Origin of the sequence: Arthrobacter bambusae (assembly GCF_022606295.1) — a bacterium.
Classification (GTDB): Bacteria; Actinomycetota; Actinomycetes; order Actinomycetales; family Micrococcaceae; genus Arthrobacter; species Arthrobacter bambusae_A.
This window is the reverse complement of sequence record NZ_JAHHZS010000037.1, coordinates 23,669-38,256: the sequence shown is the minus strand read 5'-3', so window position 1 is coordinate 38,256 and position 14,588 is coordinate 23,669. Positions and strand designations below refer to the sequence as shown.

General features: G+C 63.6%; 14 protein-coding genes. 12 read left to right on the top strand and 2 right to left on the bottom strand.

Features of this window, described 5'->3' with window-relative positions:
- Nucleotides 1-6: 6 nt before the first annotated feature.
- Complete coding sequence (locus tag KNN17_RS19120) at nucleotides 7-807, bottom strand: IclR family transcriptional regulator (protein WP_078106040.1); 801 nt, start codon at nucleotides 805-807, stop codon at nucleotides 7-9.
- 47 nt (nucleotides 808-854) lie between these two features.
- Here KNN17_RS19120 and KNN17_RS19115 point away from each other — a divergent pair, with 47 nt between their 5' ends.
- From KNN17_RS19115 to KNN17_RS19100, 4 genes are all read left to right on the top strand, one after another.
- Complete coding sequence (locus tag KNN17_RS19115) at nucleotides 855-2,183, top strand: MFS transporter (RefSeq protein ID WP_241710457.1); 1,329 nt, start codon at nucleotides 855-857, stop codon at nucleotides 2,181-2,183.
- Entirely contained in the window at nucleotides 2,176-3,441 is a 1,266-nt protein-coding gene (locus tag KNN17_RS19110) for an FAD-dependent oxidoreductase (RefSeq protein ID WP_241710456.1), read from the top strand. Before KNN17_RS19115 ends, KNN17_RS19110 begins: the two co-directional genes overlap by 8 nt.
- 109 nt (nucleotides 3,442-3,550) lie before the next feature.
- Nucleotides 3,551-4,987 (top strand): flotillin family protein, encoded by a 1,437-nt coding sequence (locus KNN17_RS19105; RefSeq protein WP_241710455.1) that lies wholly within the window; start codon nucleotides 3,551-3,553, stop codon nucleotides 4,985-4,987.
- An 8-nt stretch (nucleotides 4,988-4,995) separates the two neighbouring features.
- Nucleotides 4,996-5,238: a hypothetical protein gene (locus KNN17_RS19100; RefSeq protein ID WP_078106044.1), complete on the top strand. Its 243-nt coding sequence runs from the start codon at nucleotides 4,996-4,998 to the stop codon at nucleotides 5,236-5,238.
- Between the two features lie 81 nt (nucleotides 5,239-5,319).
- Here KNN17_RS19100 and KNN17_RS19095 read toward each other — a convergent pair whose 3' ends face one another.
- Nucleotides 5,320-7,200, bottom strand: coding sequence for a polysaccharide deacetylase family protein (locus tag KNN17_RS19095; RefSeq protein ID WP_241710454.1), 1,881 nt, complete (start codon nucleotides 7,198-7,200; stop codon nucleotides 5,320-5,322).
- 372 nt (nucleotides 7,201-7,572) lie between these two features.
- On the opposite strand from KNN17_RS19095, the gene KNN17_RS19090 reads away from it, so the two are divergent.
- From KNN17_RS19090 to KNN17_RS19055, 8 genes are all read left to right on the top strand, one after another.
- On the top strand, nucleotides 7,573-8,808 hold the full coding sequence (locus tag KNN17_RS19090; RefSeq protein ID WP_241710453.1) for a glycosyltransferase family 4 protein: 1,236 nt from the start codon (nucleotides 7,573-7,575) through the stop codon (nucleotides 8,806-8,808).
- Nucleotides 8,805-10,244 (top strand): UDP-glucose dehydrogenase family protein, encoded by a 1,440-nt coding sequence (locus KNN17_RS19085; protein ID WP_241710452.1) that lies wholly within the window; start codon nucleotides 8,805-8,807, stop codon nucleotides 10,242-10,244. The genes KNN17_RS19090 and KNN17_RS19085 overlap by 4 nt, the downstream gene beginning before the upstream one ends.
- A gap of 303 nt (nucleotides 10,245-10,547) precedes the next feature.
- Nucleotides 10,548-10,814 (top strand): uberolysin/carnocyclin family circular bacteriocin, encoded by a 267-nt coding sequence (locus tag KNN17_RS19080; RefSeq protein ID WP_078106048.1) that lies wholly within the window; start codon nucleotides 10,548-10,550, stop codon nucleotides 10,812-10,814.
- 4 nt (nucleotides 10,815-10,818) lie between these two features.
- Nucleotides 10,819-11,379: a hypothetical protein gene (locus KNN17_RS19075; protein WP_241710451.1), complete on the top strand. Its 561-nt coding sequence runs from the start codon at nucleotides 10,819-10,821 to the stop codon at nucleotides 11,377-11,379.
- 10 nt (nucleotides 11,380-11,389) lie between these two features.
- The gene (locus KNN17_RS19070; RefSeq protein WP_241710450.1) at nucleotides 11,390-11,998 is read left to right on the top strand and encodes a hypothetical protein; all 609 of its coding nucleotides are present in this window, start codon (nucleotides 11,390-11,392) and stop codon (nucleotides 11,996-11,998) included.
- Nucleotides 11,999-12,034: 36 nt separating this feature from the next.
- A complete protein-coding gene (locus tag KNN17_RS19065) occupies nucleotides 12,035-12,442 on the top strand; it encodes a hypothetical protein (RefSeq protein WP_241710449.1) in 408 nt (135 codons plus the stop codon).
- On the top strand, nucleotides 12,443-13,978 hold the full coding sequence (locus KNN17_RS19060) for a hypothetical protein (protein ID WP_241710448.1): 1,536 nt from the start codon (nucleotides 12,443-12,445) through the stop codon (nucleotides 13,976-13,978).
- Complete coding sequence (locus KNN17_RS19055; RefSeq protein WP_241710447.1) at nucleotides 13,930-14,574, top strand: ABC transporter ATP-binding protein; 645 nt, start codon at nucleotides 13,930-13,932, stop codon at nucleotides 14,572-14,574. Before KNN17_RS19060 ends, KNN17_RS19055 begins: the two co-directional genes overlap by 49 nt.
- Nucleotides 14,575-14,588 lie beyond the last annotated feature (14 nt).

The following is a 14,588-nucleotide window of genomic DNA, read 5'->3' as shown; positions in this document are numbered from 1 at the left end:
GGTGGGTTATGGCTGGGACTCGGCGGGATTGGCGGCGATGTCGATCTCCAATTGGCGCCGGGTTTCCCGCATGATGCCAACAAGACCAGCATCGAAGAGCCTGCGGAACCGCGCCACGGGAGTCGCGACGCTGAGGGCACCAACTGCAACGCCGCGCCCGTTGTGCAGGGCCACACCCAGGGCGCTGATCCCTTCCTCCGTGCCTTCGAAATTCGCGGCGAATCCGTTGCTCCGGATCGTCTCAAGCTCGCGCAGGAAAGCCGGATATTCGGCGTCGGGAATGTTGTCCCCGCCGATCTCCGCATTATGGCTGCGGAACAACTGCTCAATCATGGCGGGCTCCAGCTCCGCCAACAGCGCCTTGCCTCCCGAGGCCTTGTTCGCGGGCAGCACGGTCCCCTGCCGGTCGCCCACCCGCAGGGCGTTCGTCCCCTCCACCGTCGCCAGGAACCGCACCTTGGTACCCACGCGGACCATGAGGTTGACGGTCTCGTTGATCCGGCCGCTCAGGAGTTCCATGTGCGGTTGCGCCACGGTGCGCAGCAATCGGCTCCAACTCAGTCCCGCCGGACCCACTCCCATGGCCGGCCCGGGCACATAACGGCGGTTCTCGTCCTGGACCGCGAACCCCCGGTAGACCAACATCGCCAACAGCCGGTGGGCTGTAGAAGGTGCAACACCCAGCTCCGCCGCGGCGTCCTTGAGGCGTAGGCTGCCGCCGTCGCGCAGGAGCTGAAGGAGGTGCAGGGCGTTGTCCACGGCTTCAATGGAATAGGCCGGTTTCTTGCGGGCTGGAAGATTCTGCACGACAGAATTCTATTGGGCCACACAAGCAACGGCCACACAGTGGTGGGATGAATCACACCCCATCCGCTGCAGCGCCGGAGCGGACCCAAGACGGCGTTCACCACTCTCCCGGAGCATCAGCCCGGTTCAGCAAGCGTTCCGCCGCTGCCGCGCTGGTCTGCTGGCTGCTCGTGGTATTCGATGGCTACGACCTCATCGTTTACGGAACCGTGCAGTCCTCCCTCATCACCGACACAGGCTGGGGGCTCACCAAAGCCACGGCCGGCACGGTCGGTTCGATGGCGTTCCTCGGCATGATGATCGGAGCCATCTTCGCCGGCAGGATGTCGGACAGCTGGGGGCGGCGACGAACCATCATCGCCTGCGCCGCACTGTTTTCGCTCTTCACCATCCTGTGCGCGTTCTCCCCGAACGCCTTCGTCTTCGGCGGCCTGCGCTTGCTGGCCGGCATTGGCCTGGGCGGACTTGTTCCCTCTGCAAATGCCTTGGTCGCGGAACTGGTTCCCGCCAAGTGGCGGTCCACGATCGCCACACTGATGATGTCCGGAGTGCCGATCGGCGGCTCGATCGCCGCGGTGGCCGGCATTCCGCTGATTCCCGCCTTCGGCTGGCCGGTCATGTTCCTCGTGGCCGCCGTTGCCCTGCTCGTGGTGGTTCCGCTCGGCATCCGCTTCCTCCCGGAGACGCTCCTGGAGGCTCGCCCTGCCGCCAAGAACGCGAATCAAACAGGCGGCTTCAAGTCCCTCCTCCGCGCCCCGTACCTCGGTATGAGTCTCCTGTTCGCGATCTCCACCCTCGTGACGCTCTTTGCTTGGTACGGCCTGGGCACGTGGCTGCCGAACCTGATGCAACTGGCCGGCTACAACCTCGGATCAGCCCTGACGTTCGCCCTGGCACTCAACCTCGGTGCCGTCGTCGGCTCGGTGGCCACCGCTTGGGCAGGAACGCGCTTCGGTCCCATCCCGACGGCGATCGCGGCAGCCGCCGTCGCCGCCGTCGCGCTGGCCGTGCTCGTGGCGGGTCCGCCCGTGGGGCTTGTCTACCTTATGTTGGTGCTGGCCGGGGTGGGCACCCACGGAACCCAGTGCCTGATCATCGCGGCGGTGGCCAGCCATTACCCTGCGCATTTGCGCGGCACAGCGCTCGGCTGGGCCCTCGGCGTCGGCCGCATCGGCGCGGTCGCCGCGCCCCAAGTAGGCGGACTGCTGCTCGCGGCCGGGCTCGGCGTCAACTCGAACTTCCTGGCATTTGCCGGGGCCGCCGCCGTCGCGGCCATCCTGCTCGGCATCATCGGCACGAAACTCAAAACCGCGAAGATCAAAACCGCCAAAACCCAATCCAAAAACACCACCTCCGTAGGAGTCAGCAATGTCTAATCGCAACCCGTCCACTGAAGTCCTCGTCGTCGGCGGAGGGATGGCCGGCCTCGCCGGCGCCCTTGCCCTCCGCGCGAACGGCGCCGAGGTCACCTTGGTTGAGCGGGCCCCCGAATTCGGCGAGGTCGGCGCGGGACTGCAGATGGCACCCAACGCCTCCCGCGTCCTGAAGCGCTGGGGCCTTCTCGAGAAGGCGCTCGAGATCGGCGTCCGGCCCAAACACTTGGTGTTCCGCGACGCCCTGAGCGGTGAGGAACTCACCCGGCAGACCCTCGGAGGCGAGTTCGAAGAGCGTTACGGCGCCCCGTACGTGGTGATCCACCGCAGCGACCTGCACCGGATCCTGTTGGAAGCCTGCCAGGACGCCGGTGTCCGCTTGGTGAACGACGTCGTCGTCGAGAAAGTCGAGACCGTGAACGGCCGCGGGATGGCTCACACGTCGACTGGCGACGTTTACGAGGCCGACGTCGTGATCGGCGCCGACGGCCTCAAGTCCACGCTCCGCCCCTCCGTCGCGCAGGACGGGCCGGTGTCGTCGTCGTACGTCGCCTATCGCGGAACCGTCCCCATCACCGCTGAGACCCCGGCGACGGATCTTGAAGACGTCGTCGTCTACCTTGGACCGGACTGCCACCTCGTGCAATACCCGCTGCGCAAAGGCGAACTGCTCAACACTGTGGCCGTCTTCAAGTCGCCCTCGTTCGAGCGCGGCGAGGAGCAATACGGAGGCCTCGACGAACTCGAGGCGGCTTATAAGGACTGCATCCCGGCAGTACAGCGAGCGCTGCAGAACCTGGCGACCGGCATCCGCTGGCCCATGTACGATCGGGATCCGATCGAGAACTGGATCGACGGCCGCCTGGTTCTGATGGGCGATGCCGCGCATCCCATGCTCCAGTACTTGGCCCAAGGCGCGTGCCAAGCCCTTGAAGACGCCGCGGTCCTCCAAGACTCCACCGTCGGTTCCGTGTTCACCGACGACGGCGTGGACACCGGTGCGTGGGATCGCGCCATCAGCGATTTCAACTCAGCCCGCGCGGCACGCACGGCCCGCGTCCAGCGCACCGCGCGCGTCTGGGGAGAGTCCTGGCATGTGTCCGGCGTCGCGCGCGTCTTGCGGAACCTGCTGTTCAAGAGCCGCAAGGACGGCGACTTCCAGTACAGCGATTGGCTCTACGGCCAAGAAGGCGACGGCGTTCCGGCGGTCCCTACGGAAGGCACGGCGAGGACTGATGCGCTGGCGGGAACGCACGCCTAGGAGCATCCGTTATGTCAATTGTAGCTAAGCAAATTGCTGGACTCCTGGAGCAGACCGAAGCAGACTGACTACACGAGCCACTTGGGTGCTTGCCGTTGAAAGGACAGTCATGTTCGACCTCGTTGCTTATCTCCCCGTTCTTGTCACCGTCGTGGGGGTAGTTGTCGCCGTTGCCGTCATTAGGCTTCTCATTAAATTGATGTGGAAGGTGGCTGAACCAAACGAGGCACTCATCATTTCCGGCCTGACTCGGGGAAGCTTGGACACCAGGGACGGAATGGATTTCAAAATCGTCACCGGGAAAGGCGCCTTGGTGGTTCCCGGGCTCCAAACAGTGAGGACTTTGTCCCTGACGCTGAATGAAACAGAACTCCAGGTGAACTGCGTGACCTCGCAAGGTATCCAGGTGATCGTGGAGGGCGTGGTTATTTACAAAATCGGGGACGCCGCACCTTTCATCGCGAATGCGGCGAGGAGGTTTCTCGGCCAGCAGCCCAAAATGCAAAGCCAGGTCTACAACGTTTTTGAGGGGCATTTGCGCTCGATCATCGGCAGCATGACCATGGAAGAAATCATCCGCGAGCGCGACAAACTTGCATCCTTGGTCCGCAGCGCCAGCGGCATAGAAATGGAAAAGCTTGGCTTGGTGGTTGATTCCCTCCAAATAAAGGATCTCCAGGACCCGACGGGTTACATCCAAAACCTGGCCAAACCGCACATTGCGCAGGTCAAAATGGAGGCGCGCATTGCCGAAGCCACCCGGAACCGCGAGGCCGCGGAGAGGGAAGCCGAGGCAGCTGCCCAGATCGCGGACGCCCAAAGCATCTCGGCGATCAAGCAATCAGCGGCCCAGGCCAATGCCGAAACGGCCCGGGCCAACGCCGCGCAGGCAGGCCCGTTGGCTGATGCCACCGCGCGCCAGCAAGTGGTGGTCCAGGAAACCGAAGTCGCCAAGCTGGAGGCCGACCGCGAAGAGCAGAAGCTTCAGACGTCCATCAGGAAGCCTGCCGATGCCAAGGCGTATGCCCAGCGGACCGAGGCGGAAGCGCAAAAGGCTGCCGACATCAGCGCGTCCGAGGCGCGGGCACGGCGCACGGAACTCGAGGCCCAGGCGAACGCCCGCAGGGTGGAAGTCGAAGCTCAAGCCAATGCCACGGCCGCGGCCGCCATTGCGGGAGCCACCAAGATCACCGGTGAAGCCGAAGCTGCCGCCACCCGGGCCCGGGGCGACGCCGCAGCCTCGGCCATCAAGGCCAAGTCCTTGGCGGAAGCGGACGGCATCAAAGCCCGTGCCGAGGCGCTCGGAACCAACCAAGAGGCAGTTATTTCCCAGCAGCTTGCGGAGAACATGCCCGCCATCGTGGCTGCCGCGGCCGAACCGTTTGCCCACGTGGGGCAGATGACGGTCCTCAACGGTGGCGAGGGCCTCAACAGTATGGTGGGCGGGATCCTCTCCCAGGTGGGCAACTACCTTCCGTCGATCACAGCTGCCCTCAAGAACGGCAAGGAAGCGCCCAAGCGGCCCACCAAAACCCCTGATGCATAGGGACACCGATGCACAAAGAGGTTGATCGGAGCCTGACCGGCAAAATCGGCAGGGTCACGGGTCGAATCGGGCCGGGCACCGTGGGAGAAGTGATGCTGCCGTTCCACGGCGGCACGAGCGCCTTCCACGCGCACCCCTTCGACAAAAACAGTGTCTTCAACGTGGGTGACGAGGTGCTTGTCATCTATTACGAGCCCCCCGGGACGGTATTCGTTGACGAGCTGCCGGATGTTCTGAAGACGGCGCGATAACGCGGCCGGCCCGGCCGCCAGATAGAACAACTGAGGGCGGCTAAGCAGCCGCCCTCAGTTGTCTCAGTGAATCTCTGTTGCTCAGCCCAACGGCGGAGCTCCCACGGAGTCGTACATCGCGTAGTCGTCGGTGGTGACCGATCCGTTGCTGAACAAGCTCAACCCGAAACTGATGGCAGTGGCCCCGGCGGGGAGCGCCGGCGTCGTGAAGCTTGCCTGGGTGTACGTGCTGGCGGCAGCCAGCCACGGTCCGGAAGTCCAATACACCCAGTTGTTGGAGGCGTCACGGTAATACAAAGCGAACTGTGTGACGGCTGTGGAGGTGTACCAGACCCGCACCGAGTAGGTGTGGCCAGCGACGGCCGCGGGTGGGCAGGTGCTGGTGTCCATGGTGGGCAACAGTTTCGCGTCACCGCTCGAGTATCCCGTGATGGTGAGTTTCTCCGCCTTAGTACCGGTGTGCGCGGTAGCTACCGTGCTGAATGTGGCGGTGTTGGTGCCGTATCCGCCGGCCTGCCAGCACTGCGGGAACGAACCCGACCCGGCCGTTTCAAGGCTGGGGTTTTGTACCAGGTTGCCGCCGGCCGGTGGTGGCGGCGGAGGCGGTGGCGGCGTCCCGACGTCGAACATCTCGTAGTCATCCGTGGTCAGGGTGCCGTTGCTGAACAGATTCAGCCCGAAGCTGATGCCGCTGGCCCCGGTGGGCAGCGGAGGCGTTGTCCACGTGGCCTTCTGATAGCTCGTAGCCGCCGAGAACCAAGGACTCGATGTCCAGTACTTCCACGTGCCGAGGCCGGTCCGATAGTAGAGCTCGAACTGGGTATTCGTGGTCGATTTATACCAGGCACCTATCGAATAGGAGTTCCCCGGTGTGGCCGTTGGTGAGCAACCTCCCAGGTCGAGGGTGGGTAGCAGCTTCGCGTCGCCGTCGACATAGTTGGTCACCACGAGTTGTTCGGCGACCTTTCCCGTGTGTCCCGGCTTGACGGTGGAGAACGTTGGAGTGTTCGTTCCATAGCCTCCGGCTGCCCAGCACTGGGGTACGCCGCCTACGAGGGTTTCAAGGCTTGGGTTCTTGATGAGGTTTCCGGTGCCCTCAGGCGGAGCAGGCGGTCCCGAGACGAGCGGCTTGACGGTTCCGCCGATCACTTGCGCCACCGTCTTGACCATGGTGGTTGCAGGGCGGGACTTGAGCCACGTGGCGAACTGGTTGAACAGGGTCGGGGTGACGTTCAGCGGATCGGTGCTGGTCGCTGAAATGTGGTGGAAGGTGAGCTGGACCCACCCGCCTGCCGGCTCCGCCTGGGTGACGGACTTTTGCAGGTCGGCCAGGGTCCAGGTGTTGTCAACCTCGTCGGGAGCAGCGGTGTCGTATGCGTTCACCGGCGGGATGCTCTCCGCGAGCGGGCAACCGGCGCAACTGAACCGCGTCTTGATGTCGCCAAGACCGCGGGCGCTGTTCAACCCGCAATTCTTCACAATGGTTTCGATCGATGCGTTCTCGGCAGCGAAGGGATAGGCGAAGTCAGTGATCGTGAATCCAAGGTTGCTGAGGTTCACCCTGTCGTTGCAGATCTGGCGGGTTGCCTCATCCGACGTCACGGTGGTCAGGTCCGGGTGTGTGACTGTGTGGCCGGCAATCTCATTGCCGTTCGCCACAAGGCCCTGCATGTCGCTTGTTGTCAGGTAATTGGGGTTGTTGATGAATCCTGACGGCGTGAAGAAAGTACCCACCAAGCCCAGGCTCTGCATGGTCTGCGCGGCGGTGAGCTGATCGGCATTTGCATCATCAAAAGTCAGGGTGACGATGGTGGGGTTGGCAGCTTGGGCTGCAGGTGCGGTGACGCCGGTGAAAGCGAGTACAACTACAACGGTGGATAACCAGGTAAACCATCTACCGGGGATCGTCCTCTTGAACGTCCGGTTCTGGTCAACTTGGTTAGTACGATGGAGGATTTTCATAGGGTCTGGCTCGATTCTAGACAACGGCCTGGCCGGACATACGGGCGGCGCGGGGCGAAAACACCCTGCGCTGTTCAGCGCATGAGGGCGCGCCGCCCAGTCAGCGCCCTCCTGCCGAAATACCCCGGTGCCCGGGACAAGCCCCAGTCATGGCCACGAGGTTCACTACGGTGTCACCGTAAGGCGGGCCGATACGGGGGAATAAGAGTAACTTCTACCCGTCTTCCAGCCCGGTAGTTACCCAGATTGGCGAAATCTCCGGCCGCGCGGATCCTCCACTCGGGAAATCAACGTCAATTTGTTAACCAAACCTTCCCCCTACCGTCACGCCCATTCCCCCGCGTCGCCAACCTCCGCGCACACCGTGGAGGGGTGAGGATCGCTATCGTTGCCGAATCATTCCTGCCGCTCATGAACGGGGTCACGCACTCCATCCTGCGGGTGCTGGAGCATCTGCAAGAGCGAGGCGACGAAGTGATGGTGATTGCGCCGTCGACGTCGGACACTGCCGTCTCCGACGTCGTGAACGGCGCTTTCGTCCACCGCCTCCCCTCCGTGCCCTTGGCCGGATACACAAATGTGCGGGTGGCGTTGGGCGGTGTGAGCCGGGTCAAGAGAATCCTTGCCGACTACGCGCCCGACGTTGTCCACCTCGCCTCACCTTTCGTGCTCGGATGGCGGGCCGTGCAGGCCGCGCACCAGCTCGGCATCCCCACGGTTGCGATTTATCAAACCGAGGTGCCGAGCTACGCCGCCCGGTATGGCCTCCCCATGCTGGAGAACTGGGCATGGAACCGGGTGGACAACATCCATCTTCGGGCGGACCGGACGTTGGTCCCGTCCACGTTCGCGCTCAACCAGTTGCGCGGCCGCGGGATCCTAAGGGTGGGCATGTGGCGGCGCGGTGTGGATACCGCGCGGTTCTCCCCCACCAAGCGCTCGACGGCGTGGCGCGCCTCCGTAGCGCCCCACGGCGAGCGCATCATCGGCTATGTCGGCAGGCTCGCGGTGGAGAAGCAGGTGGAGGACCTTGCCGTTCTCGCGGATCTGCCGGGAACCCGGCTTGTGATTGTGGGCGACGGTCCGCAACGCGCCGCCCTCGAAGCAGCACTGCCAAACGCTTTCTTCACCGGGTTCCTGGGCGGCGAGGAATTGGCCCAAGTAGTGGCCGGCCTTGACCTCTTCGTTCATCCTGGCGAGTTCGAAACCTTCTGCCAGACGATCCAGGAGGCCATGGCCTCCGGCGTTCCCGTCGTGGCCACCGGCCGCGGCGGTCCCCTCGACCTCGTGGAAAACTCGCGCACCGGCTGGCTTTACGAGCCGGGAGACCTCGCGCAGTTGCGGGCCTACGTCCAGGACCTGGTGGGCGACGACGCCAAGCGCCGCGCGTTCGGAACGGCGGCACTCGCTTCGGTCCAAGGACGAACCTGGCCGGTGCTGAGCGCGCAACTTGTCCAGCATTACGAGGCAGTGATCGCCGGCGAAGCGCTCGTGGAGCCTGCCGCCGCGCCAAGCCCGGTTCAGCCGGCCGGGCTGCACGCGGCCGAGCTGCACGCGGCCGAGCCTGCCACCATTTCCGTGACTTCCAGCAAAGGACTCCCAGCATGAAAATCTCCGTTGTAGGCTGCGGCTACCTCGGCGCGGTGCACGCCGCCACGCTCGCATCGATGGGCCACACCGTGGTGGGCATCGACGTCGACGCCCAGAAGGTCGCCCACCTGAACAAGGGCTTCGCGCCCTTCCACGAACCCGGCCTCGACGAACTTCTCCGGGACGGCTTCGCCACCCAACGCCTCACGTTCTCCACCGACTTCGCCGATGCCGCCGACGCCCAGACGCACTTCCTCTGCGTGGGCACCCCGCAGTCCAAGACGTCGGATACCGCGGACCTCTCGTACGTGATCGCCGCCACGAAGAGCCTCCTCCCGCATCTGGCGAGGGGCGCCGCCGTCGTCGGCAAATCCACCGTTCCCGTGGGAACAGTGGACATGCTCCGCGGCATCCTCGCCCGCAGGCCGGATGTCCTGCTCGGCTGGAATCCCGAGTTCCTGCGCCAAGGCACGGCGGTCAAGGATTCCTTGGTACCGGACCGTTTGGTGTACGGCGTGCCGGGCGGCAAGGACTCCGCCGCCGGCGCCCCGGTCACGGCTGCGCTCGACGCCGTCTACGAACCGCTGATTTCAGCCGGAATACCGCGGTTGGTCTGCAACTTCGCGACGGCCGAGCTCATCAAGTCCGCCTCCAACGCATACCTCGCCACGAAGCTCAGCTTCATCAACGCCATCGCCGAACTGTGCGACGCCTCAGGGGCCGACGTCACGGAGCTCAGTGAGGCGATGGGGCTGGATCCACGCATCGGCAACCGGTACCTGCACGCCGGCCTGGGATTCGGTGGCGGCTGCTTGCCGAAGGACATCCGCTCGTTCCGCGCACAGGCACAAGCGCTGTCCGTGCCTTCCCTCGATGAGTGGATGGGTGTGGTCGACTCCATCAACCTCGGCCAGCGCGCCCGCGCCGTGGAGGTCGCCCGCGAGATGTGCAAGGGCTTCCTGTCCGGCCGGACCGTCACCGTGTTGGGCGCGGCCTTCAAGCCGGACACCGACGACATCCGCGACTCCCCATCCCTCGACGTCGCACTCCAACTGGCCGCGGCCGGCGCCCACGTTACCGTGACCGATCCCAAGGCCATCAACAACGCGTGGATGCGCTACCCGCAGCTCCGCTTCGAAGCGTCCACGACCCGCGCGCTCGAAGGCGCCGAGTTGGTGCTGCTGCTCACCGAATGGGACGAATACCGCGCCCTCTCACCCGCCGTCGTCGGCTCGCTTGTACGACGCCGGATGGTACTGGACGCGCGGAACGTCCTGGATGCTCGAGCATGGCAGGCGCAAGGCTGGACGGTTCGCGGGCTCGGAACCGGCTCCAGCGTTGAGCCTTCGGTGCCGATTGCTGAAATCAAGCCTGCTGTCCTTCCCGTCGAACCGCTCAACACACGGCCCTTCATTGTCGGTTCGCCGGCCAAGGCACCCTCGACGCGACGCTGAGCCTTCTTCGCCGGGGTTGGCTGCCGCGGTCGGTCGGGGCAGGCGAGAGGGCCGCGAACGGCTCTCAGTGTTTTAGCCCCGCGAACACGTAGACGAGCCCTCCCGCACACGGAGATCGGGCTTGTTCACACTGAGAAACGGCCTTTGGCACACGGATTTTTCCGTTTTTTACACGTAGACGCCAATTTCACCGAGAGAATCTGAACCGTGGATGGCCCTCCTTTTTGGAGGGGCACCACTCTTCAGGGCCAGCGAAACCGTTGGCCGTTCTACTCGAGAAATGGGGTTGTAGTGGAATCAACAATGACGAAAAGGACCGGCCTTCAGGCTGCGGCCGCGGCGGCTCTGGCTGTGGTTGGCATCTTCGGCGCGAGCTTGGCTGTTTCGTGGATCGCGGGGTCCCTTGGCATTTCTGCCGCGGCGGCGTCCCAGATCATGCACGCCATCGAGGTCGGAGGCTGGGCACTCGTTGTCATCGGCACAATATTCGGGGCAGGAATCACGGGTGCCTTGATCGCAACGGCTCGAACCATCCTTTTCCGCATCGGTCGGGCGCAAGCGGTCGCCTAAATCGATGCTTGCTAAGACAGCACGCGTGCTTGGGGGCATCCCTGGATGGTTGCTCCCAAGCACGGGCCTGGCCATGGCTGCCATAGCCTTCTTCGGCTACTCAGCAGTGGACCTGTCCTGGATCCGGGACGCCAGGGACATGGGCGGAAGCCCCTTCTACGGCAAGGACTTCCTCCAGATCCTTGGGCGGAACGTCGGCGCGGCCTTGGTGCTGTATTCGGGGGTCGCGACCCTCGGGCTGACTACGCTTCTCGGGGCCGGAATCCTGGCGCTGTATATCGGAGCGACAGTGTCCCTCGGGGTGCATTCCGTCGGCAGTGCCGGCCTGGTTGCCGACGTCATATGGTACGTCCCGTTCGAATTCTTCGGCCTGGTGATGGCGGCGACCGCTGGATTCCAGCCCGCCGCGGGCCTGGCCCGCCGGCTGCTGATGAAGAACGAGCCCCCAACCCTGAGCTCGTTCATCGACGACATGGCCCGGTCCCTCGGCACTTTGCTCCTTGCCTTGGCCCTCATCATCCTCGGTGCCGCCATTGAGGCCATCGTGATTCAGCTCAAGTCCTGAGGAGGATTTCATGACCAGCACGGAAGACGGCCGAGAGTCCGAAACCGTCATCAGCGTCGCGAGGGTCGGAAAGTTGCGGCCCGAGCCGTCATCAGCAAGGGGATGGGTCTCCACGTCCCGGGGTCTATGGATCGCGAGCTACATTCTGCTGATGGTTTTGGTGGCCCTGAGGCTTCCCCTGACCAGAAAGTACCTCAACGCGAACGTTCCGGCGGACGTGCGCTCGGAAATCGGCGACGATCGCTTGCTAAGCCTCTCCATGACGGTCGGCACCGTCATGTTCTTCCTGCTCTACGCCGTAATCATCGCTTTGTATTTCTCCCTTGCCGCGTTCCTGGACAAACGCGTAATCCCCGGAAAGTCGGTACTCGCGGGCCGCGTCAATATCGGTGCCTTCTTTGTGATCGCCATTTTCGCCACGATCCCCGTGAATCTGTTCAGCGTGCTGTTCGGCGTCATCCAACCGCGTGATGTCCCGGGATTCTGGGCCTATTTCCCTTCAACGGCCCTCGTTGCCTTGGCGCTCTTCTACCGGCATTGGCGCGGGTTTTCCACAGGCAGGAAGATCCTCGTTGTGCTCTCAGCCATCGGTCTGTCAACAATAGTTGCCATCGGCTGACCTTCTTCAACTACCTCCCACGGACAGAAATCCTCAATGAATACTCAGCTTTACAGCCTTCTTCTACGAATCGTGGGCCTCATGGTCGCTGCATTCTCCGGCATTTCCCTCGGCCTCGTGTGGGCTTCTCCTTCCCCGGAAGGCCTCAACAATATCGATCCGCTCGCCGTGAAGAACGGGGCAGTCGCAATACTTCTCGTCTTCGGAGTGGGGGCACCCTTGATTGCGGCCTTTAGCCCGGCCGGGAAATGGCTACCGCTCAAGGCGGCTGTTTTCGCCGTCGCCGGTTTTGCCAACGCGGCGGCCCTCAGCCCGCTCATCGTTGTCCCGTTCCAGGGAACGACGTCGGCAATCGCCGTCGTTTGTGCGCTCGGACTAGCGGTCCTCACCATTGTGGCCTTCATGGACTCTGTCCAGAAGAAGAGTCCGAGGAGCAAGTTCTAGGTGCTGATGAGGACCACGGTCTCTCCCGTCGCAGATGCCGGCCGGACGTCGAACGCCAGGGTCCGTGCCGCATCGGTCCGCCGGTCCGATTACAGGATCCTGCGGGACTTCCGGGCGTTCGAAATCGTCAACGCGATGCGTTTGCCGCTCACCCTGGATGGCTTCAGGGCCCTCGCGGTCTTCGGATCGACAGCACTGGCCGTGCTCGCAACTATGGTGTTCGCTTCCACGATGTCTGTTCTCCGCGACGGCCCGCTCCGCCACGACACGGCCGCCGTGCTCAATTGGGGATTCCTCGGGATCCTCTACTCCGCTGTGGCGACGGTTCTCAGCGAGGTGATTTCGAGCCGACGGCTCGCAGTTTCCGGCACTCCGCACCTGGAACTCTTCCGGGCGATGGAGCTTCCCCTCCCGCAGGTTGTTGTGAGATACGGCTTGCTCCCGGCACTTCGCCGCACAGGCCTCCTTTGGTATTCGGCTGTGGCATTCCTCCTTGTCTTTTTAGAGGAAACGTCGAGCTACCTCAACGTCGTGCTGGCTTCGGTCTCCGTCCTGGTTTTCGCCTCCTCTGCAGGTGCCTACTGCGTCCTCCATTTCGCTTCAACACCTGCACGACGGATAGGCCTCCATTGGCTGTATTGCCTCTTGGCTCTCATCCTCGGGCTCTTGCCCGGGGCTGTCACCGGGTTCCTCTTGCCTCAGCTCTCCCGGTTCAGCGGCCTCGCCAAGGACCCTTCGCCCTTCCTTCCAGCGTTGTGCTTGCTGGCGGCCGCTGCGTCCGGGACATTGATCCTCCTCAGCATCCGCGCATGGCGCCGCCTCAGCTATCACAGGATTTCCTTCAGTACAGAGCGACGCGGCAAGCAAAGACCGCTGACGAAGTTCGTGGTGTTCGTCGTCACGGATCTGTTGGGCAGCAAACAAGGCTCTGTGATCAGCACCATCGTCCTCGCCTGGATCGCCGTCGTTGGCATCCTCCTGGGCGCCAGGGGGATCCTTCCCGTCCACTCGGCTCTCGGTTCCGGGGAACTGCACAAATCCTTGATCGGTGTTGCCGTGCTCTTGAGCTTGGGAGTTACGGAACCGATGCTGAATCGGATCGGGCCCACCGCGAAGCTGTACCACTACCGCTTTGCCTGGGAGAACGGCTACTCCGCCAACGCGATCGTTGTCCGGCTTGTCGGGATCTACGTTATGGCGGGGGCCGCCGCCGGTGGATTTGTTTTCCTGGGGGCACTTCTCGCCTTGGACATTCCGGTTCCCGGTGCTGTTCTCGCGGGCGTGATCGTCGCCGCCTCCGGAGTCGTCGCCGAATCGCTCTCCCGGCCGCCGGCCGCCACCGACGGCACCAAAGCCAATGATGTGATGGACGCCCTTTTCACGCTCCTCCTCATCTCTCCTTGTTCGCTCATCCTTGTTGTCAGCCCTGAGTTCAGCACCGTGCTGTTGTCGGGCTATTCCATCCTCTTGATCCTGGGAGCCGCCGTATGCCTACGCCAACGTCTTTTGAGACTTCGATCGAGATTGACTCTGTAACCGTCGGCTACCGGCAGGGCTTACCTATCCTTGAGGGACTCAGCCTCAGCATGAGCGGGCCAGGACTCTACCGGGTGGCGGGCAGCAATGGCAGCGGAAAGTCGACCTTCCTTGAGCTCATCAGCGGCTTCCTCCAGCCTTGGGCCGGAAGCGTTCGCCTGTGCGGTATCGACGCTGGCTCTCCCGACGCGCGACACGTACGGAGCGTCTGCCGCACGACGCCGGCCCTCTACCCCTCCATGACTGTTCGCGATCATCTGGCTCTTGCGGCCCGCAGCCGCCAGGTCGGCCCGGAGGCCGGACTCGCCCGACTGGCCAAATATGGACTGCAGGACTGGGCTGAACAGCCCGTCTCCATGCTGTCGACGGGCAACATCCGGAAGCTCTGGTTGCTCATGTGCACCGTTGCCGATACCCCTGTGGTCGCCATCGATGAACCTTTCAATGGCATGGACCTCCAGGGCATCGAGGCCCTGATTTGCGAGCTCGGCGAATGGGCACAGCACAAGGTGGTGGTCCTCATCTCCCACACGGTTCCGGACCAACTGACCGTTAGCCATTCCTTCGTCTTCAAGCCGGAAGGAGCAACGCTGTAGTCAGGAAACCACCA